This is a genomic window from Stenotrophomonas sp. Steno-Z2 (assembly GCF_056393235.1).
The window spans coordinates 821,792-847,209 of sequence record NZ_JBWJOY010000002.1 but is presented as its reverse complement, the minus strand read 5'-3'; the positions used below and the strand labels follow the sequence as shown (position 1 = coordinate 847,209).

23 protein-coding genes, 2 tRNA genes and 1 other RNA gene are annotated in these 25,418 nt (G+C 69.5%); 14 read left to right on the top strand and 12 right to left on the bottom strand.

All coding sequences use genetic code 11. The features are described from left to right. Positions 1–79 precede the first annotated feature (79 nt). Complete coding sequence (locus AC06FP_RS08925; RefSeq protein WP_478075248.1) at positions 80–2,050, top strand: peptidyl-prolyl cis-trans isomerase; 1,971 nt, start codon at positions 80–82, stop codon at positions 2,048–2,050. Between the two features lie 112 nt (positions 2,051–2,162). Here AC06FP_RS08925 and AC06FP_RS08920 read toward each other — a convergent pair whose 3' ends face one another. Both AC06FP_RS08920 and gloB read right to left on the bottom strand, forming a co-directional pair. Then, positions 2,163–3,374: a lytic transglycosylase domain-containing protein gene (locus AC06FP_RS08920; protein WP_478075247.1), complete on the bottom strand. Its 1,212-nt coding sequence runs from the start codon at positions 3,372–3,374 to the stop codon at positions 2,163–2,165. Next, positions 3,371–4,135, bottom strand: a complete 765-nt coding sequence (gene gloB / locus AC06FP_RS08915) for a hydroxyacylglutathione hydrolase (protein ID WP_478075246.1) — start codon at positions 4,133–4,135, stop codon at positions 3,371–3,373. Before gloB ends, AC06FP_RS08920 begins: the two co-directional genes overlap by 4 nt. 80 nt (positions 4,136–4,215) lie before the next feature. Between gloB and AC06FP_RS08910 the strand changes: the two genes are divergently transcribed. From AC06FP_RS08910 to dnaQ, 3 genes are read left to right on the top strand one after another with little or no spacing between them, the layout of a single operon-like run. After that, entirely contained in the window at positions 4,216–4,800 is a 585-nt protein-coding gene (locus AC06FP_RS08910; RefSeq protein ID WP_478075245.1) for a class I SAM-dependent methyltransferase, read from the top strand. 20 nt (positions 4,801–4,820) lie between these two features. Beyond that, a complete protein-coding gene (gene rnhA / locus AC06FP_RS08905; RefSeq protein ID WP_478075244.1) occupies positions 4,821–5,273 on the top strand; it encodes a ribonuclease HI in 453 nt (150 codons plus the stop codon). Between the two features lie 8 nt (positions 5,274–5,281). Continuing rightward, positions 5,282–6,007 (top strand): DNA polymerase III subunit epsilon, encoded by a 726-nt coding sequence (gene dnaQ, locus AC06FP_RS08900; RefSeq protein WP_478075243.1) that lies wholly within the window; start codon positions 5,282–5,284, stop codon positions 6,005–6,007. A gap of 90 nt (positions 6,008–6,097) precedes the next feature. Here the strand turns inward: dnaQ and AC06FP_RS08895 are convergent, their stop codons facing one another. Beyond that, complete coding sequence (locus tag AC06FP_RS08895) at positions 6,098–6,802, bottom strand: PP2C family protein-serine/threonine phosphatase (RefSeq protein WP_456118352.1); 705 nt, start codon at positions 6,800–6,802, stop codon at positions 6,098–6,100. 206 nt (positions 6,803–7,008) lie between these two features. Between AC06FP_RS08895 and AC06FP_RS08890 the strand changes: the two genes are divergently transcribed. Further along, a tRNA-Ser gene (locus AC06FP_RS08890) sits at positions 7,009–7,099 on the top strand. A gap of 332 nt (positions 7,100–7,431) precedes the next feature. Here the strand turns inward: AC06FP_RS08890 and AC06FP_RS08885 are convergent. Together AC06FP_RS08885 and AC06FP_RS08880 are read right to left on the bottom strand one after the other, a co-directional pair. Then, complete coding sequence (locus AC06FP_RS08885) at positions 7,432–9,132, bottom strand: serine hydrolase domain-containing protein (protein ID WP_478075242.1); 1,701 nt, start codon at positions 9,130–9,132, stop codon at positions 7,432–7,434. Positions 9,133–9,417: 285 nt separating this feature from the next. Further along, positions 9,418–9,795: a hypothetical protein gene (locus tag AC06FP_RS08880; RefSeq protein WP_478075241.1), complete on the bottom strand. Its 378-nt coding sequence runs from the start codon at positions 9,793–9,795 to the stop codon at positions 9,418–9,420. Between the two features lie 331 nt (positions 9,796–10,126). Here AC06FP_RS08880 and AC06FP_RS08875 point away from each other — a divergent pair, with 331 nt between their 5' ends. Continuing rightward, positions 10,127–10,525, top strand: coding sequence for a DUF6165 family protein (locus tag AC06FP_RS08875; RefSeq protein WP_478075240.1), 399 nt, complete (start codon positions 10,127–10,129; stop codon positions 10,523–10,525). A 77-nt stretch (positions 10,526–10,602) separates the two neighbouring features. On the opposite strand, the gene AC06FP_RS08870 is transcribed toward AC06FP_RS08875, so the two are convergent. Beyond that, entirely contained in the window at positions 10,603–11,649 is a 1,047-nt protein-coding gene (locus AC06FP_RS08870) for a glycosyltransferase family 9 protein (protein ID WP_478075239.1), read from the bottom strand. A 22-nt stretch (positions 11,650–11,671) separates the two neighbouring features. Between AC06FP_RS08870 and AC06FP_RS08865 the strand changes: the two genes are divergently transcribed. Further along, a complete protein-coding gene (locus AC06FP_RS08865; RefSeq protein WP_478075238.1) occupies positions 11,672–12,421 on the top strand; it encodes a 3-deoxy-D-manno-octulosonic acid kinase in 750 nt (249 codons plus the stop codon). Beyond that, on the top strand, positions 12,421–13,185 hold the full coding sequence (locus AC06FP_RS08860; protein WP_456118356.1) for an MBL fold metallo-hydrolase: 765 nt from the start codon (positions 12,421–12,423) through the stop codon (positions 13,183–13,185). Before AC06FP_RS08865 ends, AC06FP_RS08860 begins: the two co-directional genes overlap by 1 nt. A 133-nt stretch (positions 13,186–13,318) precedes the next feature. Here the strand turns inward: AC06FP_RS08860 and ffs are convergent. Together ffs and AC06FP_RS08850 are read right to left on the bottom strand one after the other, a co-directional pair. Next, positions 13,319–13,415: signal recognition particle sRNA small type (gene ffs, locus AC06FP_RS08855), an RNA gene on the bottom strand. A gap of 71 nt (positions 13,416–13,486) precedes the next feature. Continuing rightward, positions 13,487–13,579, bottom strand: a tRNA-Ser gene (locus AC06FP_RS08850). A gap of 460 nt (positions 13,580–14,039) precedes the next feature. On the opposite strand from AC06FP_RS08850, the gene dnaX reads away from it, so the two are divergent. The 5 genes from dnaX to AC06FP_RS08825 all read left to right on the top strand — a co-directional run bounded on the left by dnaX (position 14,040) and on the right by AC06FP_RS08825 (position 18,867). Further along, on the top strand, positions 14,040–15,947 hold the full coding sequence (dnaX, locus tag AC06FP_RS08845; protein WP_478075237.1) for a DNA polymerase III subunit gamma/tau: 1,908 nt from the start codon (positions 14,040–14,042) through the stop codon (positions 15,945–15,947). Positions 15,948–15,953: 6 nt separating this feature from the next. Next, positions 15,954–16,274 (top strand): YbaB/EbfC family nucleoid-associated protein, encoded by a 321-nt coding sequence (locus AC06FP_RS08840; RefSeq protein WP_153192288.1) that lies wholly within the window; start codon positions 15,954–15,956, stop codon positions 16,272–16,274. A gap of 181 nt (positions 16,275–16,455) precedes the next feature. Then, on the top strand, positions 16,456–17,049 hold the full coding sequence (gene recR / locus AC06FP_RS08835) for a recombination mediator RecR (RefSeq protein WP_478075236.1): 594 nt from the start codon (positions 16,456–16,458) through the stop codon (positions 17,047–17,049). Between the two features lie 120 nt (positions 17,050–17,169). After that, positions 17,170–17,523 (top strand): histidine triad nucleotide-binding protein, encoded by a 354-nt coding sequence (locus AC06FP_RS08830; protein WP_478075235.1) that lies wholly within the window; start codon positions 17,170–17,172, stop codon positions 17,521–17,523. 27 nt (positions 17,524–17,550) lie between these two features. Beyond that, the gene (locus AC06FP_RS08825; RefSeq protein ID WP_478075234.1) at positions 17,551–18,867 is read left to right on the top strand and encodes a hypothetical protein; all 1,317 of its coding nucleotides are present in this window, start codon (positions 17,551–17,553) and stop codon (positions 18,865–18,867) included. Between the two features lie 107 nt (positions 18,868–18,974). Here the strand turns inward: AC06FP_RS08825 and AC06FP_RS08820 are convergent, their stop codons facing one another. From AC06FP_RS08820 to AC06FP_RS08805, 4 genes are all read right to left on the bottom strand, one after another. Then, complete coding sequence (locus AC06FP_RS08820; protein WP_456118361.1) at positions 18,975–19,499, bottom strand: Slp family lipoprotein; 525 nt, start codon at positions 19,497–19,499, stop codon at positions 18,975–18,977. Further along, positions 19,496–21,472, bottom strand: a complete 1,977-nt coding sequence (locus AC06FP_RS08815) for a transglutaminase TgpA family protein (protein WP_478075233.1) — start codon at positions 21,470–21,472, stop codon at positions 19,496–19,498. Before AC06FP_RS08815 ends, AC06FP_RS08820 begins: the two co-directional genes overlap by 4 nt. Before the next feature lie 136 nt (positions 21,473–21,608). After that, positions 21,609–22,565 (bottom strand): DUF58 domain-containing protein, encoded by a 957-nt coding sequence (locus AC06FP_RS08810; RefSeq protein WP_478075232.1) that lies wholly within the window; start codon positions 22,563–22,565, stop codon positions 21,609–21,611. 1 nt (position 22,566) lies between these two features. Beyond that, positions 22,567–23,514: an AAA family ATPase gene (locus tag AC06FP_RS08805; protein ID WP_478075231.1), complete on the bottom strand. Its 948-nt coding sequence runs from the start codon at positions 23,512–23,514 to the stop codon at positions 22,567–22,569. A gap of 44 nt (positions 23,515–23,558) precedes the next feature. On the opposite strand from AC06FP_RS08805, the gene AC06FP_RS08800 reads away from it, so the two are divergent. Continuing rightward, positions 23,559–25,406, top strand: coding sequence for an ArnT family glycosyltransferase (locus AC06FP_RS08800; protein ID WP_456118365.1), 1,848 nt, complete (start codon positions 23,559–23,561; stop codon positions 25,404–25,406). Positions 25,407–25,418 lie beyond the last annotated feature (12 nt).

The following is a 25,418-nucleotide window of genomic DNA, read 5'->3' as shown; positions in this document are numbered from 1 at the left end:
GGCGCAGGGGCGCCGGTTGGGAGTAGGGCGGGAAGCGGGTTACACTGCCCGGCTCGCCAATCAGGCCTTGATTTTTCCCATGCTGCAGAAACTCCGCGACAAGACCTCGGGCTGGATCGTGACCGTGATCCTGGGGCTGCTGATGATTCCGTTCCTGTTCGTGATCGACAACAGCTATCTCGGCGGTGTCGGCGCGCAGAACGTCGCCAAGGTGTCCGCACCGCCGTCGTGGTGGCGCTCGGCGCCGTCGTGGTGGCCGATGTCGTTCCTGTGGAACCACCACGAGATCAGCGTCGAGGAATTCCGCACGCGCTTCGAGCAGGCGCGCATGGAGGCCCGCGAGCAGCAGGGCGACAACTTCGACCCGCGCGAGTTCGAGACCACCGAGAACAAGCTGGCCGTGCTCGACCAGATGATCGACGAGCAGGTGGTCCGCCTGGCCGCGGAAGACGCGCATATCGTGGTCGGCGACGAGGCGGTGCGCAATTACATCGCCAGCATCCCCGCGTTCCAGCGCGACGGCAAGTTCGATGCGGAGCAATACCGCCTGGTGCTGGCGCAGAGCCAGCCGCCGCGCACGCCGGCGATGTTCGACCAGGTGGTGCGCACCAGCCTGCAGCAGTCGATCATCCCCACCGCGCTGGCGCAGTCGGGTTTCGCCACCAAGGGCGAGAGCGAGCGGCTGCTGAAGCTGCTGGGCGAGACGCGCGACGTGGAGTTCGCGATGCTGCCGGCGCCGGAAGCCGATACCTCGGCAGTGGACGACGCGCAGATCAAGCAGTGGTATGACGCCCATACCCGCGATTTCATGCAGGCGGAAAGCGTGTCCATCGAATACGTCGAACTGGACGCGGCGCGCATGCCGGCGGCCGCGCCGGCGGACGAAGCGGCCCTGCGCCGCCGCTATGAAGAAGAGAAGGCGCGCTTCGTCAAGCCGGAACAGCGCCTGGCCTCGCACATCCTGATCAGCGCCGGCAGCGATGCCGCCTCGCAGAAGGCCGCCGAAGCCAAGGCGGCCAAGCTGGCGGCCGACGCCAGGCAGCCGGGCGCCGATTTCGCCGCGCTGGCCAAGGCCAATTCGGACGACCCGGGCTCCAAGGCCGAAGGCGGCGACCTGGGCTGGGTCGAGCATGGCGTCATGGTGAAGCCGTTCGAGGACGCGCTGTTCGCCATGCAGCCGGGCGAGATCGCCGGCCCGGTGAAGACCGAGTTCGGCTACCACGTGCTGAAGCTGCGCGAGGTCAAGGGGGGCGAAGGCCGTCCGTTCGAGGAGGTGCGCGACCAGCTCGCCGCCGAGCAGCTGCAGGCCGACAGCGAGCGTGCGTTCAACGACCTGAGCGGCCGCCTGGTGGACCTGGTCTACAAGAACCCGACCGTGCTGGAATCGGCCGCCAGGGAAGTGAACCTGCCGGTGCAGACGCTGGGGCCGTTCACCCGCGCCACTGCCAGTGGCATCGCCGCCAACCCGGCGGTGCTGCGCGCGGCCTTCTCCGATGCGCTGAAGGAAGACGGCACCGTCAGCGACCCGATCGAGCTCGGCCCGAACCACAACGTGATGATCCGCGTGACCGCGCATACGCCGGAGCAGGCCATCCCGCTGGCGCAGGCGCGCGAAAAGGTGATCGCCGCGGTGCATGCGCACCGTGCCGAGGAGGCGGCGAAGAAGGCCGCCGATGCACTGCTGGCCAAGCTGCAGGGTGGCCAGACGCTGCAGGCGCTGGCCGAGAGCGAGAAGCTGCAGCTGCTGCCGATGCCGGGCCTGCCGCGCACGGCGCCGATGCCGACCGCCGCCGCCAACCGCGCCGTGTTCAGCGTGGTGCCCCCGGCCGAAGGCAAGCCGAGCTACGGCAAGGTGGAATTGGAGGACGGGCGCTATGCGGTGTTCGCGGTCACCAAGGTCACCCCGGGCGACCTGAAGGAAGTGCCGGAGCCGCAGCTGGTGATGCTGAAGCAGCAGCTGAGCCAGATCGATGGCGCGGCGGCGGCCAAGGCCTTCGTGGAAGGCCTGCGCAAGCGCTTCAAGGTGCAGGTGCAGGAATCCCAGCTCTGAGCCCCTGTGGAGCCGGGGCGATCCCGCGAGGGAACCCCGGCTTCCATGACGTCAAAGCCCGGCTCGCAGCCGGGCTTTGACGTTTCCGGTGCCCGGCGAACCGGGCGGCCCCTCAGCGGCTTTCTTCGAAGCGCAGCACCATGCCGGGCCTGAGGACAGCCTTGGCGTCCAGGTTGTTGCGGGAAAGCAGGGTCTTGACCGGGATGCCGTAACGGCGCGCGATCGACCAGGCCGATTCGCCGCTGCGGACCGTGTGGCGGCGCCCGCTGCCGGCATTGCTCGTGGCCGCCACGGTGGTGGTGGCGACATCGACCGCGGCGGGGGCGGGGAGGGCGGCCATGCTGCCGGAAGCTGCCATGGCCAGGCTTCCGGGGTCGATGCCGGTGTCCGGCAGGGCCGGCGCCAGCACCCGGATGCCGGCACGCTTGCCGGTGACCGCCGGGTTGAGCCGGGCGATGCGCGCCGGGTCCAGCGCGTTGCGGGCCGACCAGTCGGCCAGGGTGGTGCCCGCGGGCAGCGCATGCCCGCGCAGGACCGGCACCGGGCGGTCGAGGGCCGCCATCAGGTCCGGTTCCTTCTCGGCCTGTTCAAGCACGCAGGCCAGGGCGTGGAGCTTCTCGACGTAGGCATGGGTGATGGGGGACAGGCCGGGCAGTTCGGCCGGGCGCGCGTTCTGCGCGTTCATGCCGGCGCGGCGCAGCGCCTGCAGGATGCGGTACTCGCCTGCGTTGTAGGCCATGACCGCCAGTTGCCAGTCGCCACCGAACATGCCGTACAGCGTTTTCAGGTAGCGCACCGCGGCCCGGGTGGAATCCACCGCCGACAGCCGGCCGTCGTAGCCGTTCTCCATCGGTACCCGGTGGTTGCGCGCGGTGGTGGCGATGAACTGCCACAGCCCGGCCGGGCCGCTGGCGTTGCGCGCGCCCGGGCGGTAGCCGCTTTCCACGAACGGGATCAGCGCGAACTCGGTGGGCAGGCCTTCGGCGCGCAGTTCGTCCACCACGTAGCCGAACAGCGGCAGGGCGTCATCCTCGACATTGCCCAGGCGCGATGGCGCATGCGCGAACTGCTTGCGCCAGCGCGGGCTGGTGGCGTCCGCGTCGCACTGCGCCATCGCCAGCCCCTCGCGGAAGCTGGTGAATATCTGGTGGCCGTTGCGGGTGAGCGGTGCCGGCAGCGCGGCCGGGTCGGCCGGCAGGGCCGCAAGCGAGGCAATGTTCTGGGTCAGGCCGGCGCTGGCCGGCAGCGACTGCGCGCCGGCGGTGACGCCGGCACCGGCGCCGAGCAGCAGCCCCAGCGCCAGGGACAGGCCACGCCGCTTCACGCGCGGAAACCGTCTTTCCAGCGCCGCAATTCGGCGAACACTTCCACCTGGTCCACCGGCGCGCGGCCCAGCCGCGCGGCGACGGCCTGGCGCACCGGGTCGGCATGCGTGCGCAGGAAGGGGTTGCATTCCAGTTCGCTGGACAACAGCGAGGGAACGGTCGGGCGGGAACGGCTGCGCATGTCCATGGCTTCCTGTTGGCGGCGGTGCAATGCCGCGTTGGTGGGATCGACATGCCGCGCGAACACGGCATTGCCCAGCGTGTACTCGTGCCCGCAGCAGACCCGCGTCTGCCCCGGCAGCGCCGCCAGCCGCTCCAGCGAGGCCAGCATCCGGGCGGGCGTACCTTCGAACATGCGTCCACAGCCGAGGCTGAACAACGTGTCGCCACAGAACAGATGACCGTGGCCATGGAAGGCGATATGGCTCCGGGTGTGGCCGGGAACGGACAGCACCGTGAAATCGAAGCCGGCGGATTGTACCCGGTCGCCTTCGCCGACCCTTTCACATTCCAGTTGAATCCGTTCATCTTCCGGTGCGAACACTGGCAGGGTGGGCCAGCGTTCCCGCAGTTCCGCCACGCCGCCGATGTGGTCGTCGTGGTGGTGGGTGAGCAGGACCGCCGCCGGCCGCATGCCTTGCGCGGCCGCCTCCAGTACAGGCCGCGCCTGGCCCGGATCGACGAACACGGCGCTCCCGTCGGACGCCTGCAGCGCCCAGATGTAGTTGTCCTGGAATGCAGGCAGGGCGGTCAGTCGCATAGAATTGGACCATGCCTGCCGCCCCGTTCCCCCGTCAAGCTGCAGTCTCGGCCTGGTTTGAGAAGGCTGGAGCGGAGGCGATGCGGGCCGCGGAGCAGCGCCACCTGCTCGACCAGGTCCGGCGTTTCCCCGCGCAGCCATGGCTGTGGCTGGCGCCCTGTGCGGCCTGGCTGCCCGACGAAGCGCCCAGCGGACGCGGGGTGCGGCTGCACCGGGCCGCTGACGGGCGGGGATGGGCAGGGGATGTGAGCTGCGCCCTGCCGCTGCCGCTGCCCTCGGAGGCGGTCAACGCCATCGTCCTGCAGCATGCCGCCACGCTCGAACTGGAGCCGCTGCTGTCCGAATGCGCGCGCGTGCTGATGCCGGGCGGGCGGCTGTGGATGACCCTGCTCAACCGCTACAGTCCCTATCGCGCGCGCTGGCAATGGCAGGGCGCGCGGCCACCCTCGGCGATGCATTGCCAGCTGCGGCTGCAGCGGGAAGGGCTGCGGGTCCGCTCGGTGCGCCATTTCGGGCCGCTGTGGAGCGAGTCCGGGCAGGCCGGCGGCAAGGCCTTGCCGGCGTTGCGCGCGGTCTGCGTGCTGGAATTCGAAAAGCGCGCGGCCGCCTTCATCGGCCCGGAAGCCGCCCGCCCCGTGGGCTGGCGCGGGCCGGTGGCGACCTGACGCTTCATCAACGGAACGACATGAAATCGATTGAAATACATACCGACGGTGCCTGCCTCGGCAACCCGGGGCCGGGTGGATGGGCGGCGCTGCTGCGCTACAAGGCGCATGAGCGCGAGCTGTCCGGCGGCGAAGCCCATACCACCAACAACCGGATGGAACTGATGGCGGCCATTGCCGGGCTGGAGGCGCTCAGCGAGCCCTGCCGGATCATGCTGCAGACCGATTCGCAGTACGTGCGCCAGGGCATCACCGAGTGGATGCCGGGCTGGGTGCGGCGCAACTGGAAGACCGCCGGCGGCGACCCGGTGAAGAACCGCGACCTGTGGGAGCGCCTGCATGCGGCCACCGGGCGTCACCAGATCGAGTGGCGCTGGGTGAAGGGCCACAATGGCGACCCGGACAACGAGCGCGTGGACCAGCTGGCCCGCGATGCAGCAATCCGCGTGCGCGACACCGCCGCAAGCCACTGAGGAAGCCGATGCGCCAGATCGTACTTGATACCGAAACCACCGGCCTGGAGTGGAAGAAGGGCAACCGCGTGGTCGAAATCGGCTGCGTCGAACTGCTCGAGCGCCGGCCCAGCGGCAACAACTTCCATCGTTACCTCAAGCCCGACTGCGAGTTCGAAGCCGGCGCGCAGGAGGTGACCGGCCTGAGCCTGGAGTTCCTGGCCGACAAGCCGCGCTTCGAGGAAATCGTCGACGAGTTCCTGGCCTACGTGGATGGCGCCGAGCTGATCATCCACAACGCCGCGTTCGACATGGGCTTCCTCGAGAACGAGATGGCGCTGTCCGGCCGCGGGCCGCTCGCCGAACGGGTGACGGTGACCGACACGCTGGCGATGGCGCGCGAGCGTTTCCCCGGCCAGCGCAACTCGCTGGATGCGCTGTGCAAGCGGCTGGGCGTGGACAATTCGCACCGTCATCTGCACGGCGGCCTGCTCGACGCGCAGATCCTGGCCGACGTCTACATCGCGCTGACCTCGGGGCAGGAGGAAATCGGCTTCGGCCTGCCGGAGGCCGAGACCGCCGGCGCCACGGGCGTGGTGCAGGCCTTCGACGCCGCGGTCCTGCTGCCGCGCCCGCGGGTGGTGGCCACGGCATCGGAACTGCAGGCGCACGAGGCGCGGCTGGAGCGCCTGCGCAAGAAGGCCGGCCACGCCTGGTGGGACGGCGCGAAAGCGGAAGAAGCGGTCAGCGCGTAGGGGGCGGCGCCGACCCGCATGCCCATGGCAGGCGGCGTCATGCCGGGCAGGCCCGGCACCTGCGAGGCGGGTTGCGGCATGACGGGGGTTTCAAAGGCAGCGTACGAGGATGGCGGTGACGTTGTCCGAGCCGCCGCCGTCCAGCGCCGCGGCCACCAGCGTATCCACGCATTCCTGCGCGCTGCAGTCGGCCTGCGCCAGTGTCTGCGCCAGGCTGCGGTCATCCACTTCCTCGGTCAACCCGTCGCTGCACAACAACAGCTGCATGCCCGGGCGCAGTTCCCCGGTCATGATGGCCACGTTGAGGTGCGCCGGGTCGGTCACGCCCAGGGCCTGGGTGACGACGTTGCGGTGCGGATGGGCGCGGGCCTGCTCGGCGGTCAGCGAGCCCTGGGCGATCAGTTCCTGCACATAGCTGTGGTCCTGGCTGAGCTGGGCCAGCTTGCCGTCGCGCCACAGGTAGGCGCGGCTGTCGCCGACCCAGGCCACCTCGAAACGGTTGCCCTGCACGCGCGCGGCGACCACGGTGGTGCCCATCGGCAGGCTGTCGTTGCGCCGGCGCGAGGCGCGGATGATTTCCTCGTCGGCGATGCGGATGGCCTGCGGCAGCGCGGTGCCGGCGCGGACCTCGCGCACGATGGCCTCGCGCGCCAGCGCGCTGGCGACTTCGCCGCAGGCATGGCCGCCCATGCCGTCGGCGACCAGCCACAGTCCCAGCTCGCCGTCGCCGTAATAGGTGTCCTCATTGAGTTGCCGGCGCAGGCCGACATGGCTGAGGTGTCCGAATTCGATCATGGGCGCCCGCAGGGGGCCGTTTCCAGCGGAAAGGTTTTTCATGATCGCGTCCGCACCGGTGCACGGCAAGGGCCGGCGCCACGCCGGCCCGGGCCGCGATCGGGGAAGGGCGGACGGGGGCGGAAGGCGGCGCGGCGCAAAAAAAACAGCTTGTCCGCGCTGCCAAGGCCTCGTATCATTCGCAGCCCGGTTCGCCGGGAACCACCGGGAAGGTGGCAGAGTGGTTGAATGTACCTGACTCGAAATCAGGCATACGTTAATAGCGTATCGGGGGTTCGAATCCCCCCCTTCCCGCCAAGCATACATAAACCCCTGTTTTTACAGGGGTTTTTTGTTGGCGTGAAATTCGCGGGCAGGGCACAAATCGGGGCACAACTCCGATGGGTTTCCCTCATTGCGCCTCACCCGCAGCGCTTCGGGCCTTTACGTCTTCCGCATGCGCGTCCCCGCCGATCTTCGCGAGGCGCGATGGGGCGGGGCGCGGCAAAAGCCTACGCCGGACCATGAAGAAGAAGCGCAAGGCGGCCCATGCCGCGCGCCAAGGGAAAAAGACCGGAAAAATGCGCGGTAGCTTGGCGCGTTAGTGGCGATGGCTTGACAGCGCGCTCGCCCGTTTTTCGGTCCACGTTTCAGTCCTTTCGAAAGGTCAATCCCAGATAGGTCATCACCTCGCTCCCCGCATCTGTGCTGAAGGACACCGCATCGCCCGTCATGCTCGGGCCCAGCCCGCCGGTCCGCGCCTCGTCTGCGGCGACCGGCACCATCGGATAGGTGAATGTGCCGGTGTTGTAGCTGACCCGCAGCACTGGCAAGCCATCGTCCTGCAGACGCACCTCGGCCTCGGCGATCTTCTCGAACCCCGGCATCGTGTAGCCGAACGGCCGGTAGCGGCCCAGCCGCTGCTTCCACACGGAACCGAGCGCTTCGCTCGCGATGCGGTAGCCCAGCTGCCGCTCACGCTGCCCTCGGCGCCAGAACAGCACGTGATACGGCCCGATATCGCGGAAGTAGTAGAGATCGCCGTCCGCCTCGCCGGCGGCCTGCACGGCGAACACGCCAGGCGATGTCTCGGTCGCCGGGTAGGTTTCCGCGTCGCGCCGGATGGACAGGCCCGCTTCGGTTTCCTCCACCTTCGCGTAGCCGTTCTTCTGCGCGTAGTAACCCGCATGCTGCGAACGGGGAGTATCGGAAGATACAGGCAGTGGCGCGGGTTCGGGGACGATATCCTTCACCGAAAGGCCATGGGTTTCCAGCCAGCGGAACGCGAATTGCTCGCAGACCGCATCGCTACCCACGGTGTTGGCCAGGATGACCGCGGCCGTCTTCTGTTCCGGGATCAGTAGCACCGCGGCATTGGAGTAGAACGTGCTGCCGGCATGGTAGGCGGCGAAGCGGCCGTCGTTGCGGAACAGGAACCACCCCAGTCCCTTCTTGTTGGTATCGATCGGGATATCGGTCCGCAGGGTGAACATCGACCGGATCGTGGCCTCTTTGACCAGAGGGGACGGCTCGCCGTGATACGCGTCCATCAAGGCCGCCGCGTAGGCGGCCAGGTCTTCCGCCGTGGAGTAGATGCCGCCGGAGGCGATGTCGCGCAGTTCGAAGACCGCCGCCTCGGCGCCGTCCGGCCCGTAGGCCTTGCTCCGGCCGGCCGCATGCGGGTCGCCGGAGAATCCGGTGTTCTTCATGCCCAATGGCGCGAAGATCCGCTGTTTCAGGTAATCCGGGTAATCGACCCCGCTGGCCTTAGCCAGCGCATGCCCCAGCAGGTTGTAGCCGGCGTTGGAATACAGGCCCACCGTGCCCGGCGAATGCGCCAGTGCGGTCCGGTTGAGCAGCGTCACCACATCGGTGTAGCGGGCCTGATCGCTCTGCATGTCGCGGAAGACATCGGTCGGCACGCCAGAGCTGTGGGTGATCAAGCGTCTGAGCGTGACCTGGTCGCGGTCTTCGCCATGCGTGCGGATGCGGAACTCAGGCAAGTAGCGGGACAACGGCTGGTCGATATCGACCAGGCCTTGCTCCTGCAACTGCATGGCCGCCAACGCGGTGAACGTCTTGGTCACCGAGCCGATACCGACCTGGGTGCTGGGGGTCATGGCGATGCCGGCGTTCTTGTCCGCATAGCCGAACCCCTGTTTCCACACCACCTTTCCGTCCACGACCAACGCGGCTGACACGCCGACCACGCCACTGTCCTGCTGGCGTTGCGCCAGCCATCGGCTGAACTCTGCGATATCGGCGGACGTCTGCGGCTCGGCGCCCCACGCCATCGCGGGCAGGATTGACCACAGCACGGCCAGGAACACGGCGATGTTCTTTGCTTTCATGGCGTTGCTTGGACTCCGTCGGGTTTGAGGCGCGATGGAAAGTGCAGTTGAGGCCTACTTTTCATCCCGAAGCACGAACGTATCCATCTCGTGCTATCGGCTCAAGGCCAGAAGTCACTTTTGACCCCAAGCGTGCGCGTCAAGGGCATGTCTCTCAAAGCAGGGGAGCTTTCCGAAAAGCTTATTGCAGAGAAAAGGCCAACCCGCAGCGCTTTTACTGCTTCCGGCAAGCAGATCGGCCGCGCGTCGCGCGCTTGCACCAACTCGCTGCTACTGGTTGCGGCTTCAGGGCCTCATCCCGGGCGAGTTCTCCCTGTCATCTTCTTCTTGCTGCTGGGCACGTTCGCGATCTGCTTCCGCCTGCTTGGAGGCAGCGTTCTCTATGAAGGCTGCTTTCTCTGCATAGTGGGCGATCTGTTGCTCTGCTTGGATAGCCGCGATCGTGGTCCGGACTTTGCTGAGCAACTTTTGCTGGCGAGCCTGCAAACCCTCCCGTGCTGGACCAGGGGGGATATCACTGGATAGTTGCTCGACAAGTGTTTCGACTCTCCCCAGTAATCCCGGGCTCGGAGAGCCAACGGTGAGCGCTTCGTTCTCAGCCTCCAACTCGGCCGTGCGCACTTCCAGAGCGGCGAAACGACGCTCGATTTCCTCTTTCTCCATGGGGCCCCGGGGGAGTTGGCTTGGAAGCCCGATTCTGCCACTGGCATGCCGCCGCAAGGCGGCCAAGGAGCGCTTCCGCAGGCTAGCCGCCCAACCGGCTGATCGACTAAACTGCGCTGGGCACAAAACAGGGCACAATCCCGGTTTGTGAATGCCGGCGCCTTCAAGGGGTTGGGGTGGACTCAACTACATCCCCCCCTTCCCGCCAGATCTGGAAACGGCCCCCGACGGGGCCGTTTTCGTTTCCGGGCCCGGGTGGCGCCGCGCGCGCCGGTGCCGGCCATCCACCCCGGCCGCTACACTGCCCGCTTCGTTCCCCCTGGTGTCCGTCATGTCCGAAATCCTGGTGCCCGTTTCCTTCGGCGAGCTGCTCGACAAGATCTCGATCCTGCAGATCAAGTCCGAGCGCATGAGCGATCCGGCCAAGCTGGCGAACGTGCGCAACGAACTGGCGGCGCTGGAGCGCACCTGGAACGCGCATCCGGCCGCGACGCGGGAGATCGACGACCTGCGCGTGGCGCTGAAGGCGGTGAACGAGCGGCTGTGGGACATCGAGGACGACATCCGCCTCAAGGACAGGGCGCAGGCCTTCGATGCGGAGTTCGTCGAACTGGCGCGCAGCGTGTACTTCGAGAACGACGAGCGGGCGCGGATCAAGAAGGCGATCAACCTGGCCCTGGGCTCGGGCTACGTGGAAGAGAAGTCCTACGCGGACTACCGCGCGCGCTGAGCCGGCGTCCATCGGCAGGGGGGGCGGGATGTGCCAGGAGCGCACCAGAGGGCGCTCCGGCCTGCGTTGCAGGTGTTTCAGCCGCGGTGATCGGCCACGTAGCGCTCGAACGCGGCGATGCCGTCGTCCACGCTGACCAGCTCCATCACCCCGTCGAACTCGATCTTCGTACCCCATTTCAGTTCGGCCGCGGGCCTGCGCAGGAAGCGGCGGGCCGCGTCGTCGTAGCGGTCCACGCAGTAGCGGCGGTCCGAGTACGGGCCGCTGCGCGCCGGGTTGCTGGCCGCGTGCAGGCCCAGCACCTTGGTGCCGACCGCATTGGCGATGTGCATCGGGCCCGAATCGGGCGTCATCAGCAGGTTGGCGCGTGCCAGCAGGGCAGGCAGCTGCTTGAGCGTGTCCCTGCCCACCAGGTCCAGCGCCGGCGCGCGCATCGCCGCCAGGATCGCGTCGGCGGTGCGGCGTTCCAGCTCGCTGCGGCCACCGCACAGCACCACCCGCCAGCCGCGCGCGGCGGCATGGTCGGCGACCGCCGCGTAGCGGTCGGCGTACCAGTTGCGGCGCTCGTGGCTGGAGCAGGGCGAGATCATCAGCACCGGCCGGCCATCGTCATCCCACTGCGCGCGCGCCCAGTCGTGGGCGTCGGCCGGCGTGGCCAGGTCCCAGCTCACCGTGGTCTGCTTCATGCCCAGCGGCTCGCAGAAGCTGCCGATCGCATCGAGCACATGGATGCCGGGGCGGTCGGGAATGCGTTCGTCGATGAACAGCCCGTGCAGGTCCCTGGAGCGGGAACGGTCGTAGCCGATGCGGCGCCGGGCGGGGATGAAGGCCGACAGCACGTTGGCGCGCAAGGCGACCTGCATCTGCAGCAGCGCGGCGAAACCCGCGGCGGGCAGTTCGCGGCGCAGCGCGCGCATGCCGGCCAGGCCGGACTTCTTGTCGTAGACATGGAACACCACGCCGGGCAGGCCTTCCAGCAGGCGATGGCCGGCCTTGTCGATCACCCAGTGCAGTTCGATGCCCGGACGGCCCTGCTGCAGCGTGCGCACCAGCGGGACCACGTGGGTCACATCCCCGAGCGCGGACAGGCGCAGGAGGCACAATGGGGAGGACGCTGGAGGCATGGTGTTGTTAGACTCGCGGTGAATGGTCGCTTTCGACGCCACTGAAGCGCTGACGCCTTGCCGCGAAGGCCGCGGCTATGGCGCCATTCTGTTCGACCGCCAACATCTGCGGCAAGCCGAAACCGCCTTGTTTTCGCCTGCGCACTGGGGCGGCAGGGCGCGTCCGGTGGGCGAGGGCGGGCGTGGCGGGGCGTGGTTCGTGGACGCGCCGTTCGGGCACTGCGTGCTGCGCCATTACCTGCGCGGTGGCGTCGCCGCCAAGCTCAGCCGCGACCGTTACCTGTGGCAGGGCGCCGACCGCACCCGCAGCTTCGCCGAGTTCCGGCTGATGCGGAAGCTGATCGCGCTGAAACTGCCGGTGCCGCGGCCGCTGGCGGCGTTCTACATGCGCCAGGGCGCGACCTACCGCGCGGCGATCCTGCTGGAACGGCTGGACGGCGTGCGCTCGCTGGCCGACCGCGCGCTGGTGGCCGGGCGCGGCGCGCCGTGGGAGGAGGCCGGGCGCCTGATCGCGCGCTTCCACCGCGCCGGCCTGGACCATGCCGACCTCAACGCGCACAACATCCTGTTCGACGCCGGCGGCCATGGCTGGCTGATCGATTTCGACCGCGGCGTGCTGCGCATTCCCGCCACGCGCTGGCGCGAGCGCAACCTCAGGCGCCTGCTGCGTTCGCTGCTCAAGCTGCGTGGCGAGCGCAGCCGCGAGGACGTGGAGAAGGATTTCGCGCGCCTGCGCCGCGCCTACGACCTGGCCTGGAACCGGGGCGTGTGATGGCGTGGTCCCTGCGCTTCCTCGGCGTCGGCAACGCCTCGGCGGTCGAACTCGGTTCGCCGATGGCGGTGATCGAGCGCGACGGCCAGCCGTGGCTGACCATCGACTGCGGCGGCGAAGGCTTGACCGCCTACCAGGCCCGCTACGGGGCGATGCCGGACGCCTTGTTCGTCACCCACGTGCACCTGGACCATGTGGCCGGTTTCGAGCGCCTGTTCGTCGATGCGTATTTCAATCCGCGGCGGCGTGGGCGGGTGCGGCTGTACGTGCCGGCGCCGGTGGTGCCGCTGCTGCACCGGCGCGTCGGCGATTACCCGAACGTGCTGGCCGAGGGCGGCGCCAATTTCTGGGATGCGTTCCAGCTGATCGTGGTCGGCGAGGCGTTCTGGCACGACGGCGTGCGCCTGGAAGTCTTCCCGGTGCGCCACCACTGGCCGGAAACGGCCTGGGGCCTGCGCCTGCAGGGCGCGCTGGTATGGAGCGGCGATACCCGGCCGATCCCGGAGATGCTGGCGCGCCATGCGGACGACGGCGAGCTGGTGGCCCACGACTGCGGCCTGCATGGCAACCCGTCGCATACCGGCGTGGACGATCTGGAGCGCGAATACCCGGCCGAGCTGCAGGCGCGCATGGTGCTGTACCACTACGCCAGCGCGGCCGACGGGCAGGCGCTGCGCGCGCGTGGCCACCGCGTGGCCGACCCGGGCGAGAGCGTGGCGCTGGCCGAACCGACCGCGCCGCGGGCGGTACCGTTTACGGGCTGAATCGCCGCCTGCAGTGCCGGCATTGGCTGGCCGCATTCACGAGGGGCTATTGCGGCGTGGTGCGGACGTTCACCACGCGGCCACGCATGCAGGCAGTGCATGCAACGGTGCGCGGGGGCCCAAAAAGGTGGCGGCCCCGCCGGCTGACCTCGGCGCCCGCGTCGATCGATACCGTTGCTGCCTTCCGGCCCTGGCGGGATTTTCGACCTAGCGTCGCGAGGGGCCGACGGGGCCACCATAGACGCGGGCCGCGCAACGCGCGGCCCGGTTTTCGATGTTCCGGACGAACCGGACATGAATCTGGCGGAGAGAGGGGGATTCGAACCCCCGAAGCGCGGTTTAGACGCTTACACACTTTCCAGGCGTGCTCCTTCAACCACTCGGACACCTCTCCGGGACCTGCCGCCACCCGAAGGCGCTGCAGGGGCGCAGATTCTATAGGGCCGGCGCGGCGGCCACAAGTCAAACCTGTCCACGCAGGTGCGGAACGGCACCGGGCGCGGTGCCGGTGCGTGGATGCAGGCGGAATACCGCCACCTTCCGCGCCGGTCGGCTGCTGCAGCGAGCGTGCCGACGCGGCGACTTCTTCCGCCCCGGCCGCGTTCTGCTGGGCGGCGCCATCGATGTGCACCATGGTCGGCTTCGCCCAGGCCGCCCGTACACTGGCCCGTCGCCTGTGCCCGCATGATTCCGGCCGTTCCCGGTGGAGTGGGGGGCAAGCCGCCGGCGGGTGGGTCCGTCACCTGCCGCATCCGTTCATGGGACGCATCGCTGCCCGGATATCGAGCGGCCGGCGTGGGGCGGGCGCGGCAGGGGCGTGGCACAATGGCGGCTCAGATGAAGACGGTTGCCTGATGTCCTATCTCGTCCTCGCCCGCAAGTGGCGCCCGAAGCGTTTCGCCGAGCTGGTGGGCCAGGAACACGTGGTCCGCGCGCTGAGCAATGCGCTGGACAGCGGTCGCGTCCACCATGCCTTCCTGTTCACCGGTACCCGCGGTGTCGGCAAGACCACCATCGCCCGCATCTTCGCCAAGTCGCTGAACTGCGAGCACGGCACCAGCGCCGACCCCTGCGGCCAGTGCCCGGCCTGCCTGGACATCGACAGCGGCCGCTACATCGACCTGCTGGAGATCGACGCCGCCTCCAACACCGGCGTGGACGACGTGCGCGAGGTGATCGAGAACGCGCAGTACATGCCCTCGCGCGGCAAGTACAAGGTCTACCTGATCGACGAAGTGCACATGCTGTCCAAGGCGGCGTTCAACGCGCTGCTGAAGACGCTGGAGGAGCCGCCGGAGCACGTGAAGTTCCTGCTGGCCACCACCGACCCGCAGAAGCTGCCGGTCACCGTGCTGTCGCGCTGCCTGCAGTTCAACCTCAAGCGGCTGGACGAGGAGCAGATCCGCGGGCAGATGACGCGCATCCTCGGCGCCGAGCAGATCGAGTTCGACGACGGCGCGATCGTGCAGCTGGCGCGCGGCGCCGATGGCTCGCTGCGCGACGGTCTGTCGCTGCTGGACCAGGCCATCGCCTACGCCGGCGGCGCGCTGCGCGACGACGTGGTGCGGGCCATGCTCGGCACCGTCGACCGCACCCAGGTGGCGGCCATGCTCGACGCGCTGGCGGCCGGCGACGGCGCGCGGCTGCTGCAGGTCGTGGCCACCCTGGCCGATTTCTCGCCGGACTGGAGCGGCGTGCTCGACGCGCTGGCCGAGGCCCTGCACCGCATCCAGGTGCAGCAGCTGGTGCCGGGCGCCACGGTGCCCGGCGACGGCGTCGACGCGGCGGCGTTCGCCGCGCGGCTGCGCCCGGAAGTGGTGCAGCTCTGGTACCAGATGGCGCTCGGCGGGCGTCGCGACCTGCATCTGGCGCCGAGCCCGCGCGCCGGTTTCGAGATGACCGTGCTGCGCATGCTGGCGTTCCGCCCGGCCGGCGCGGTGCCGGCGGTACCGGAAGGCGCCGGGCCGGAGGGCGCGGTGTCCTCGGCAAGCGGCGCCGCACCGGGCGCATCAACGGCTGCGGTCGCAGCCGCGCCGGCGCAGCAGGCACCGGTCCCGGCGGTGGAAGCGGCATCCACGACGTCCGCCCCGGCAGCCCGGGCGCCAGCGAACCCCATGACCGTCGCGCCCGAGCCGCTGCGCGTGCGCGAGCCGCAGCCCGAACCGGCGCCTGCCGCGCCGCCGGCAGCGTCCCGCAACGACGACGACCTGCCGCCGTGGATGGAGGAAACCGCCGCCGCCCAGGCGCGCGACGACGCGGCGGAGGCCATGCCGGCCGCGCCGCGCCAGGCGCCGCCGTCCCCGTTCCGCGCCGAAGGCATCGCCATCGCGCCGCCGACGCCTGCCGCGGCACCGGCCGGCAATCCGCCGCGCGCGCTGGAAACCGCCGAACAGTGGCTGGACCTGGTCGCCGCCAGCAGCCTGTCCGGGCCCTCGCGCGAGCTGGCCGCCAATGCCGCCTTCGTCGGTTACCGCAACGGCGTGCTGCGGCTGGCGCTGCTGCCGGGCTTCGAATACCTGCAGTCCGAACGTTCGCTGGGCGCGCTGGCGCAGACCCTGGCGCAGGCGCTGGGCAGCGCGCCGAAGATCGTGATCGAGACCGGCAACGCCGAAGCCGAAACCCTGCACGAGCGCGCCGACCGCCAGCGCGGCGAACGACAGAACGCGGCCGAGGCCGTTTTCATGGCCGACCCCCAGGTGCAGCACCTGCTCGCGCAGGGCGCCCGGGTCGTGCCCGATTCCATCCGTCCCTTTGAAGAGTAGGAAACCATGCGCGGCAACATCGCCCAACTGATGCAACAGGCCCAGAAGATGCAGGAAAACCTGCAGAAGGCCCAGGAAGAACTGGCCAAACTGGAAGTCACCGGCAGCGCCGGCGGCGGCATGGTCAGCGTGACCCTCACCGGCACCAAGGAGTGCCGCAAGGTGCGCATCGACCCGTCGGTGCTGTCCGACCAGGAAATGGTCGAGGACCTGATCGCCGCGGCGTTCAATGATGCCTCCAACAAGATCGACGCCGAATCGCAGAGCCGCATGGGCTCGGCCACGGCCGGCATGAAGCTGCCGCCGGGCATGAAGCTGCCGTTCTGAGGGCGGTGGGCGCCAGCCATCGAGCCCCTCTCCCTTCGGGCGAAGGGAGAGGGCAAGGGCAAGGCCCTCGGCGCCTTTAGATCGCAAGGGGCTTCGCCCGTCCCCTCATCCGCCCCTGTGGGGCACCTTCTCCCGGTGGGAGAAGGAAACAGCCGGCATCGTCAGGCCCTCACGACTCTCCGTGTCTTCTCTCCTCGAACAACTGATCGAAGCCTTCCGGGTGCTGCCCGGGGTCGGCCAGAAGAGCGCCCAGCGCATGGCCTACCACGTGCTCGAGCGTGCGCGCGACGGCGGCCTGCGCCTGTCGCAGGTGCTGGCCGAGGCGATCGAGCGGATCGGCCACTGCGCGCAGTGCCGCGATTTCAGCGAGACCGAGGTCTGCCCGCTGTGTGCGAGCAGCAGCCGCGAGCGGCAGACACTGTGCGTGGTGGAATCGCCGGCCGACCGCCTGGCCATCGAGCACGCCACCAGCTACCGCGGCCTGTACTACGTGCTGCAGGGCCGGCTGTCGCCGCTGGACGGCATCGGCCCGCGCGAACTCGGCCTGGACCAGCTGGAAGCGCGGCTGGCGCAGGGCGAGGTCGCCGAGCTGATCATCGCCACCAACTCCACCGTCGAGGGCGAGGCCACCGCGCACTATCTGGCGCAGCTGGCGCGCCGCCACCAGGTGCGGCCGAGCCGGCTGGCGCAGGGCCTGCCGCTGGGTGGCGAGCTGGAATACGTGGACCGCGGCACGCTCTCGCACGCCTTCGGCAGCCGCAGCGAAATCCCGTAGCGCCGGCCGCCGGCCGGCATTGCTGAAAAAACCACAGGCATCCTCATTCCTGCGGTCGCCGGCCGGCATTACCTTGGTGGCGTTGCATACAATGCTGGCGATATTCCGCCGAGGCAGGCCATGAGCAACGACACGATTTTCGGCAAGATCATCCGCCGCGAGATTCCCGCCACCATCGTCTACGAGGACGAGGACGTGCTGGGCTTCAAGGACATCGCGCCGCAGGCGCCGGTGCATGTCCTGTTCATTCCGAAGCACGAGGTCATCCCGACCCTGGATGACGTGCAGCCGGCGCAGGCGCACCTGATCGGCAAGCTGGCGCTGGCCGCGGCCGAATACGCGCGTCGCGAAGGCTTCGCGCAGGACGGCTACCGCATCGTGATGAACTGCCGCGAGAACGCCGGGCAGACGGTGTTCCACATCCACCTGCACCTGCTGGCCGGCGCGCCGCTGGGGCATTTCGGCGCGGCCTGAGCGGGCGCGGAACCCCGTCTCCATCCGATGGGAGGAGCCAAGATGCGGCAATTCGTCCGCAGTTGTATCTACCTTGCGCTGTCGCTGGCCGCATCGGCCAGCGCGATGGCCCAGGCGCCACTGGAGCCGGCCCCGGCCATGGCGGCATTCCAGCGCATGCAGTCCCTGTGCGAAGCCGATGCCGGGAAGGCCTGGGGCGTGGACCTGTGCGGTCCCACCCTGCTGGCCGACCCGGCGACGCGGCGCTTCGTGGCCAACATGGAGGGGCTCGAAACCTCCCTGGAACGGGACGGAGCGCTCTTCCACGGGCGCCTGCCCGACACGGTGCCGGTCGCCAACACCGCGGTGAAATGGAACGGGCGCACCTGGACCATGCTGATGTTGCCCCTGCCGCAGGCAGAGCCGGCGCTTTCCATCCTGCTGATGCACGAGGCCTGGCATCGCATCCAGGGCCAGATCGGGCTGGCGGCGACCCATGCCGACCAGGACCAGCTGGAAACGGAGCAGGGGCGGCTATCGCTGCGCCTGGAACTGCGCGCGCTGGCGGCGGCCGTCGCCGCCACGGAACCGAAGACACGGCAGCGCGCCATCCACGATGCGCTGGTCTTCCGCGCCTGGCGGCAGGCGCGGTTCCCGCAGGCGCAACAGGCCGAAGATGCGATGGAGCGGCATGAAGGGATCGCCGAGTACACCGGCCGGCTGCTGTCGCAGGACCCCGCCATGGCCGCGCACCTGGCCGATCACCTGCGCAAGGGCGATGGCGTCGCCGCCTATGCCCGTTCCTTCGCCTATTACACGGGCCCCGCGTACGGCGTGCTGCTGGACAGTACGTCCCCGGGCTGGCGGACGGCCTGGAACCGGCACGATGGTTTGCCGGCGATGCTCGCCTCCGCCTTGGGCCTGACCGTTTCTTCCGGCGATGCGGCTTTCGCGCGGAGCGGAGCGCGTTACGGCATGGAGGGGATACGGGCCGAGGAGGCCGCGCGGGCCGTCAGGCAGGCTGCCGTGTCGGCGGCGTTGCGCGCCCGGCTGGTCGATGGGCCGGTGCTCATCGCACCGGTGAATGGCGCCAGTTTCAGCTTCGATCCGAACCGGGTGACACCGTTGCCGCCGGAAGGCGCGGCGTACGCAACCCTCCGTGCGGCGGCGACCTGGGGCGTGCTGGACGTCCAGAAGGGCGGCCTGCTCTCGGCGGACTGGTCGCGCCTGTCCGTGCCGTACCCGGGCGCGGTGGCGTCCGCCGACGGCCTGCAGGGGGAAGGCTGGTCGCTGTCGCTGAAGCCGGGCTGGGTGCTGGTGCCGGGCGCGCGGGACGGCGACTGGACGATCCGCGCGCAGGACTGATCCAGGGCCCCGGCCGGCGGCCACCTGCGCGGCGGTGGTCGATCAAAAAAGACGCCGCCCGAAGGCGGCGTCTGTCCTGGATACAGAGGTGGGCCCGGCCCGGCCGATCACCACCAGCCGCGCCAGCCCCAGCCCCAGCCGGGGCCCCAACCCGGGCCCCACGGGCCGTACGGGTAGGCCGGCACCACTTCGACCTCGCGCTGCACCGGCCACAGGTACACCACGTCGGCGGCGATCTTCGGCAGCGGGTAGTCGTATTCGCCGATCTTGGTGGTCTGGTAGCCCTCGACGCGGCCGATGAAGGTCACGTCGCGGCCCGGCTCGAACACCGCCGGATCATAGAAACCGGCGCGGCAGGCGAGGAAGCGGCCGTCGCTGGCATCGGCGGAGGTGGTGCTCGGGCGGCCATTGCCGTTGAGCGGGCGGGCGATCATCTGGAAGCAGGTTTCGCCCTGGCCGGGGATGGTCTCGATGATGCGGCCACCCCAGCGTACCGGCGTGCCGGTCTGCTTCTGCGCGACGGTATCGCGCGGGGACACGGTACTGAACTGCCCCTGCAGCGGCTTGGGAGCGGTGGCACAGGCGGCCAGGGCAAGGCTGGCGGCGACGGTAAGGAGGATGCGGGTCTTCATGTTCGTGCTCCGGTTCGTACTCCGGGTTGAGGGCGGTGCCTGTGCAGGTCACGCAATAATGAAGCGAGGTCCGACGAGGCGCCAGCGTAGCGCGCGTCGCTGAAACGCCGGCTGAGTGCATCCAGGCCGCTGCCGGGCCGGGCGGCTTCCACGCGGGCGGCCCAGTCGCCCGCCGTTTCGTGCGCCTGCCGGCCCAGGCCGAGGCGGGCGTAGCGGCGGTCGAGCCGGTGCCAGGCGCGCAGCAGCGGGTCGCGTTCGCGCTCGCCGCGCGCCAGCAGCCAGGCCATGGCGGCGATGGCGACGAGCGCGAAGCCGGCGAGCAGCCCGACCAGTTGCGAAGGATCCAGGCGCTCGATGCCGAAGGGGCGCAGCAGCTGCTGCTGGCGCCGCGCGTCGAAGGACAGGACCATGCCGTTCCAGTTGCGGCGCAGCCAGTCGCCGGCCTGCGCCAGCTGCAGCCAGCGCGTGCCCAGGTCCAGGTTGCCGCCTTCGGCATCGCCGCGCGCCAGGCGGTCTTCCAGCGTGTCGCGGATGCGTTCGGGCGCCACCGCCGCGGTCGGGTCGACGCGGGTCCAGCCGCGCTGCGGCAGCCAGACCTCGGCCCAGGCGTGGGCGTCCATGCGGCGTACCAGCCAGTAGCCGCCATATCGGTTGCGGGTGCCGCCGGCATAGCCGGTGACCACGCGCGCGGGAATGCCGGCGCCGCGCATCAGCACCACGAAGGCCGAACTGAAGTGCTCGCAGAAGCCGGCCTTCCAGTCGAACAGGAATTCGTCGGCACCGTGCCGGCCGGGCAGCGGCGTGCTCAGGGTGTAGCTGAAATCGCGGCCGATCCACTGCATCGCGCGGCGGACGATGGCCGCGTCGTCGGTGCCGGCTTCAAGACGCCACTGCCGGGCCAGTGCCAGCGTGCGTGGATTGAAGCCGGCGGGCAGCTGCAGCGCCTGTTCGCGCAGGGCGGGCGGGAGGTCCAGCTGGAAGCGTGCCGGTGGCGCGGAGCGCAGGTGCCAGCGGGTCAGCACGGTCAGCGGGCGCGCGCTCACCAGGGTGTAGTCGGCATCCAGGCGGGTTTCGTCCGGCGCGGCCAGCAGCAGGTCCAGCGTCACCAGTTCGCGCCGCTCGGTGGGTTCGTACTCGATCTGGTAATCCCACTGTGCGGGCGCGGTGGCGAGGGGCGGCGGCGCGCTGCGGCGCTGGCTTTCCAGCCGCGTCCAGGTGCGCCCGTCGAAGCGGGTGAGCACCGGCCCGCGCCAGTAGCGTTGTGCGGGCGCGGGCACCGCGCCGGCGAACTGCACGCGCAGCGCCGGGCTGTCGTCGGCCATCAGGTCCAGCCACTGCCCGGGTGCCATGGTGTCGGACAGGCCCGGCTGCGCCACGGCCCGCTGCGGGATGCCCCACAGCGGCGTCGGCAGCCGCGGCAGCAGCCAGAAGGCGGCCAGTGCCAGCGGCAACGCGACCGCCAGCAGCCGGCCGACCGTCCGCAGCTGGAATGCGACCGGCCGCGGCGCCGTGCCGGTCTCCGCGTCGGCCAGGCGCTGCAGGCCGAGCAGGGCGCAGGCCAACGCCGCCAGCGACAGCAGCAGCGTGCCGGGACCCTGGTCGAGCAGGAAGGCGGCAAATGGCGCGAACAAGGCGAAGCCGAGCAGGCTGCGTGCGTCGCGCAAGCTGCGCAGTTCGCTGGACTTGATCGCCAGCATCGCCGCCAGCAGCGCGCAGCCGGTGTCGCGGCCCGGCGAGGCGCCCATCTGCCAGTAGATCGCCACCAGCATGATGGCCACCAGCAGCAGGCGCAGCGGCAAGGGCACCTGCCGTCGCCAGGACAGCGCCGCCACCAGCAGCGCCGCGGCGGCGAACACCCCGGCCAGCATGCCCGGCAGCTGCAGCAGCAACGGCAGCAGGGCCAGCGCGGTGGTCAGCAGCGCCCAGCCGCGCGCGGCTGGATTCAGGGGTGGGAGCGGTGTGGCGGCGTTCATGGCGCACATCCCTGTGCGCCGCCCTTGGGGCGGTTTCGCCGTGAAAAAAGGCTGTCCTGCCGTTCTTTCACGGGGCGCATTTCCGTGTGCCACCCTCCGGGAGGCTTTGGCGCGAAAAACGGCTGTCCTCGTTGCTTCATGCGTCGGGCATCAATGCCAGCGCACGCAGGCACTGGTGGCGATGGGCGTCGCCGGAGGCCGGGCCCAGGGCCGGCTGGCCGGGCAGCAGCAGGCGATAGCGGCGGCCCTCGCGCTCGGCATCGTCCACCCAGCGCGCCAGCCGTGCGATGCGGCGCTCATGCGGCAGCGCGCCCAGGGCCTGCCAGTCCAGCAGCAGTTCGGTGCCGGTCGGGCGTTCGTACTCGCGCACCAGTAGCGTGTCGCGGCGGGCGGAGTGCTTCCAGGCGATGGTGCGGCGGGCGTCGCCGTGCCGATAGGGGCGCAGCTGCTGCAGTTCATCGCCGAGCGGATGCTGACGGGTGCGGGCCGAGGTGCTGCCGGTATCGGGCAGCGGCGGGGCAGGGTGTTCCGGGGCGGGATAGACCAGCACCGGCGCTGCCGGCCAGACCCAGCTCCAGGCGCGCACCAGGCCCAGCGGCTGGGTGGTGGACAGGCGGATCCGCTGCAGGTCGAGCCAGCCGCGGCGGACGGTGGGCAGCCACAGGTCCACTTCCGTGCGGTCGGCATCGGCGAGCTCGGCGCTGGCCGTGGCCGGGCCGCGGGTCACCTGCAGCCCGCGACGCCGACGGCGGTCGTCGCGGGCCAGTGCCAGCCGCAGCCGCAGCGGCGTGCCGGCCGCCACCGGTTCGGCCGATACCGCATCCACGCGCAGCCCGGCCAGCTGCAGATGCGCCTGCAGCGCGCTGGCCAGCGCCGTGGCCGCGAGCAGCAGGGCCAGCAGCAGCGCCGGGTTGTTGTTGTAGTTCAGCGCGCCCACCAGCATCACCGCCAGCAGCGCGGCGAGGAACAGGCCGAAGCCGGTGGGCAGGACATAGATGCGATGACGGTCGAGCCTGACCGGCAGCGGTTCGGGCCGGCGCGGGCGCGCCAGCCACTGCAGGGCCTGCAGGCGGGTGCGCAGACCGCCGCGCATGTCAGTCGACCTGGACGCCAAGCAGGATGATGCTGGCCAGCGCGGGCCCGGAGGACGACTCCGCCTCGGCGACCAGCCGATGCCCGGCCACGGCGACGAACAGCGCCTGCACGTCCTCCGGCAGTACGTGTTCCCTGCCGGCCAGCAGCGCATGCGCCTTGGCCGCGCGCAGCAGGGCGATGCCGGCGCGCGGCGACAGGCCCACGCGCACGCCGGGCTGCTGGCGGCTGCGCGCGAGCAGGCGCTGCACATAGTCGACCAGCGCGTCGCTGGCATGCACCTGTTCGACGGCCATGCGCAGGTCGCGGATGTCCTGCTCGGCCAAACTCGGCAGCGTGCGCGCGATCAGTTCGCGGCGGCTGGCGCCGGCGAGCAGCGCGCGTTCGGCGCCAGCGTCCGGATAGCCGAGGGTGAGCCGCAGCAGGAAGCGGTCCAGCTGCGAATCCGGCAACGGGAAGGTGCCGGACATGTCCACCGGGTTCTGCGTGGCGATCACGAAGAACGGATCGGGCAGCGCGTGGGTGGTGCCGTCCAGCGTCACCTGCTGTTCGGCCATGGCTTCCAGCAGCGCGCTCTGCGTGCGTGGCGGCGCGCGGTTGATTTCGTCGGCCAGCAGCACGTTGCTGAACACCGGGCCCGGATGGAAACGGAAACCGCGGCTTTCCGCCTCGTAGATGGAAATGCCCAGCACATCGGCGGGCAGCAGGTCGGAGGTGAACTGCACGCGCTGGAACTGCAGCCCCAGCGTGGAAGCCATGGCATGGGCGAGCGTGGTCTTGCCCAGCCCGGGCAGGTCCTCGATCAGCAGGTGGCCGCCGGACAGCAGCGCGACGAACGCCAGCCGCACCTCGGCGGTTTTGCCCAGCAGCAGCGCGTTGACCTGTTCCTGCGCCTGCTGCAGGGACCGCAACGCTACTTCGGGTAGCATTCCTGTCTGCGCCGAGGGCATCTGTTGTCTCGCAAATGGGGAATCCAGGGGGAGTGTAAGTGGCAATGCAGGGTGAACAGCGCATGCGGACGATTTTTCTGCTTCTCTGGGTCGTCGTGACGTTCCTCAAGGTGATCGTCGCCTGGCGGCTGCCCTTGTTCGTGGACGAAGCGTTCTATTGGCAGGAAGGGCAGCATCTGGCGGCGGCCTATTCCGATCTGCCGGGCCTTACTGCATGGCTGACCCGGCTCGGGGTGGAAATAGGTGGAGGGCATCGGCTTGGCCTGCGCCTTCCCTTCCTGCTGCTTGGTGCGCTGTTGCCGTGGATGGTGGCGGGAATCTCCGCGCGCTGGTTCGGTGAACGGGCCGGCTGGCAGGCGGGTGTGCTGACGCTGCTGATGCCTCTTTCGGCGACGCTCGGGATCCTGGCGGTCCCGGATGTCCCCATGGCCATCGCCGCCGTGCTGTGCCTGGACGCGGGCGCCCGGCTGCTGCGCAGCGTTGATGCCGGCGCGGCCTTGCTGCTTGCGGCGGGGCTGTTGATCGGCGCCCTGAGCCATTACCGGTTCATCGGCGTGATCGGTTTCGGCTTCGTCGCGCTGCTGCTGCTGCCGGAAGGGCGCAGGATGCTGCGCGATGCGCGGGTATGGATGGCGTTGTCGCTTGGCATTCTGGCGTGGCTGCCCTTGATGTCATGGAATCTGGACAACCAGGACGCCGGGCTGCGGTTCCAGATCGTCGAGCGCCATCCATGGTCCTTCCACTGGACAGGCCTGTGGTTCCTTGTGATCCAGCCGCTCCTGGTCACGCCCTTGCTGGGTCTGGCGATGTGGCAGGCAGGGAGTGCAGGCCTGCGGCCCTCCGTAGAGGGAGGGCACAAGGTGCAATGGCGTTATTTCGCCCTTGTTGGCGGTGTTTCCACGCTGGCGATCTTCCTGCTTGGATTCTTCACCGACGTCGAACGCGTCAGTTTCCATTGGCCGTTGCCCGGGTATCTGGCGTTGCTGGTGGCCGTGCCTTCGGTGGTCAACCGTTGGCGGCGCTTCTGGCGCAGGGCCGCCTGGGGAGTGGCAGGCGTCGGCCTGGTCCTGGCGCTGGGCTATTACCTGGTGGCGGCGACCCCGGCTTTGCGGGAGCAACTGGCGGACAGCAAGTTCTATCCACGCAACTTCGCAGGCTGGAGGCCGTTGGCCGAGGCGGTAGAGGAAGAGCTGAAGGAGATGCCCGCCAACACGAGGGTATTGGCGAGCAGTTTCAAGATCGGCTCCGAGCTCGGTTTCCAGCGCGGCGATGCGTCCATCCTGGTGCTGCCGCATTCCCTCAACGACAGGCATGGGCGGACCGCGCAGCTGGCGTTGTGGAAGCTGCTCAGCGACGGCAATCGCTCGGAGCCGCTGCTGCTGGTTGTCGCGCCCGGCGACCAGCGCTATCGCGAACTGCTTGACCGGTACCATCAGATCTGTGATCTCGTCGGGCCGTTGCCACCTCCGAAAGTGGTGTCCATCGATCACGGTTATCAGCGCTTTCTGCTCTTCCGCCTTCCGCCGGCAAAGCAGGCGGGTCCCTGTGTCACGCCCGCCATGGCGTGGGTGGATTCCCCATTGCCCGACGCTGCCCTGAAGGGTGCCTTCGAGGTGCGTGGCTGGGCGTTCAAGGACGGTGTGGGGTTGGTGGGGGTCGATGTACTGGTGGATGGAAAGCCGGCAGCCAAGGCGGATTACGGCCTCGATTACGATGTCACCGGCTTCTGGAAAATATCCACCGACCCGCACCATCCCCGCGTGGGGTTCAGGGCGGAGGTGGATGTCGAGGGCCTGTCCCCCGGCAGGCACTGGCTGGGCCTGCGCCTGCATGGCACCGACGGCAGTGTCGAGGAGTGGCAGGAGCAGCCTTTCGATGTGCCGGAGCGTTGAGCGGCGCCGATC

What these genes read in the sequence shown, in the direction of transcription:
- AC06FP_RS08820 (WP_456118361.1), bottom strand. Translation starts at nt 19,499, where the DNA reads ATGAAGACCCGCATCCTCCTTACCGTCGCCGCCAGCCTTGCCCTGGCC.
- AC06FP_RS08810 (WP_478075232.1), bottom strand. Translation starts at nt 22,565, where the DNA reads ATGCGCGGCGGTCTGCGCACCCGCCTGCAGGCCCTGCAGTGGCTGGCG.
- AC06FP_RS08800 (WP_456118365.1), top strand. Translation starts at nt 23,559, where the DNA reads ATGCAGGGTGAACAGCGCATGCGGACGATTTTTCTGCTTCTCTGGGTC.
- AC06FP_RS08885 (WP_478075242.1), bottom strand. Translation starts at nt 9,132, where the DNA reads ATGAAAGCAAAGAACATCGCCGTGTTCCTGGCCGTGCTGTGGTCAATC.
- AC06FP_RS08815 (WP_478075233.1), bottom strand. Translation starts at nt 21,472, where the DNA reads ATGAACGCCGCCACACCGCTCCCACCCCTGAATCCAGCCGCGCGCGGC.
- AC06FP_RS08910 (WP_478075245.1), top strand. Translation starts at nt 4,216, where the DNA reads ATGCGGGCCGCGGAGCAGCGCCACCTGCTCGACCAGGTCCGGCGTTTC.
- AC06FP_RS08840 (WP_153192288.1), top strand. Translation starts at nt 15,954, where the DNA reads ATGCGCGGCAACATCGCCCAACTGATGCAACAGGCCCAGAAGATGCAG.
- AC06FP_RS08830 (WP_478075235.1), top strand. Translation starts at nt 17,170, where the DNA reads ATGAGCAACGACACGATTTTCGGCAAGATCATCCGCCGCGAGATTCCC.
- dnaX (WP_478075237.1), top strand. Translation starts at nt 14,040, where the DNA reads ATGTCCTATCTCGTCCTCGCCCGCAAGTGGCGCCCGAAGCGTTTCGCC.
- AC06FP_RS08870 (WP_478075239.1), bottom strand. Translation starts at nt 11,649, where the DNA reads ATGCCTCCAGCGTCCTCCCCATTGTGCCTCCTGCGCCTGTCCGCGCTC.
- rnhA (WP_478075244.1), top strand. Translation starts at nt 4,821, where the DNA reads ATGAAATCGATTGAAATACATACCGACGGTGCCTGCCTCGGCAACCCG.
- AC06FP_RS08880 (WP_478075241.1), bottom strand. Translation starts at nt 9,795, where the DNA reads ATGGAGAAAGAGGAAATCGAGCGTCGTTTCGCCGCTCTGGAAGTGCGC.
- dnaQ (WP_478075243.1), top strand. Translation starts at nt 5,282, where the DNA reads ATGCGCCAGATCGTACTTGATACCGAAACCACCGGCCTGGAGTGGAAG.
- gloB (WP_478075246.1), bottom strand. Translation starts at nt 4,135, where the DNA reads ATGCGACTGACCGCCCTGCCTGCATTCCAGGACAACTACATCTGGGCG.
- AC06FP_RS08860 (WP_456118356.1), top strand. Translation starts at nt 12,421, where the DNA reads ATGGCGTGGTCCCTGCGCTTCCTCGGCGTCGGCAACGCCTCGGCGGTC.
- AC06FP_RS08825 (WP_478075234.1), top strand. Translation starts at nt 17,551, where the DNA reads ATGGGAGGAGCCAAGATGCGGCAATTCGTCCGCAGTTGTATCTACCTT.
- AC06FP_RS08925 (WP_478075248.1), top strand. Translation starts at nt 80, where the DNA reads ATGCTGCAGAAACTCCGCGACAAGACCTCGGGCTGGATCGTGACCGTG.
- AC06FP_RS08865 (WP_478075238.1), top strand. Translation starts at nt 11,672, where the DNA reads ATGGTCGCTTTCGACGCCACTGAAGCGCTGACGCCTTGCCGCGAAGGC.
- AC06FP_RS08875 (WP_478075240.1), top strand. Translation starts at nt 10,127, where the DNA reads ATGTCCGAAATCCTGGTGCCCGTTTCCTTCGGCGAGCTGCTCGACAAG.
- AC06FP_RS08805 (WP_478075231.1), bottom strand. Translation starts at nt 23,514, where the DNA reads ATGCCCTCGGCGCAGACAGGAATGCTACCCGAAGTAGCGTTGCGGTCC.
- AC06FP_RS08895 (WP_456118352.1), bottom strand. Translation starts at nt 6,802, where the DNA reads ATGATCGAATTCGGACACCTCAGCCATGTCGGCCTGCGCCGGCAACTC.